Origin of the sequence: Janthinobacterium sp. FT14W (assembly GCF_009208755.1) — a bacterium.
Taxonomy (GTDB): Bacteria; Pseudomonadota; Gammaproteobacteria; order Burkholderiales; family Burkholderiaceae_D; genus Janthinobacterium; species Janthinobacterium violaceinigrum.
The window spans coordinates 1-540 of the sequence record NZ_WFLL01000129.1; the positions used below are offsets into that span (position 1 = coordinate 1).

The 540-nt window shown below is 69.4% G+C and carries 1 protein-coding gene; it reads right to left on the reverse strand.

What is annotated here, in order from left to right; translation table 11 throughout:
* Window positions 1-540 (reverse strand): ShlB/FhaC/HecB family hemolysin secretion/activation protein (locus GCN74_RS28290; RefSeq protein ID WP_226939278.1); only part of this gene is annotated, 540 nt, incomplete at both ends.

The following is a 540-nucleotide window of genomic DNA, read 5'->3' on the forward strand; positions in this document are numbered from 1 at the left end:
CAGACGGCCCCGCCACTTCGCCGTGGTCGACACCCGCATACGCTTCCTGGCCGCTGCTGCCCAGCGGCACGCCCAACTCGTTGCGCAGCAGCCAGCCCCGTTCGGCCGACAGGCTGCTTTCGCCGTCATAGCCGCGCACGGTGTAACGCCCGCCGATGGCAAAGCGGTCCTGCGGCACCAGCGGCGTGCGGTTGTGCTGCATGCGCCAGCTGCCGGAATAGCGCAGCGACTGGCCGGCCAGCGTGAACGGGGCGGACAGGGCCGCGTCGGCCAGCAGCAGCTTGAAGCGCGACGTGCCTTCGCCGAACGCTTCCTCGGGCGCGGCCAGCGCATCCATCGCGCCCGTGCCGCGCCGGTATTGCAGGTTCAGGTCCAGGCTGGCCTGGCCCATAAATTCGCGGTGGCCAAGTCCTAGTTCCCAGCCCGCCATGCGGCGGCGCTGCACTTCCACTTCCGTGTCGTCGATGAAGTTCTGCGCGGAACGCTGCCAGCCCCGCAAGGACAGTGTCGTCTTGCGCGAGGCGTCGCGGTAGACCAGAC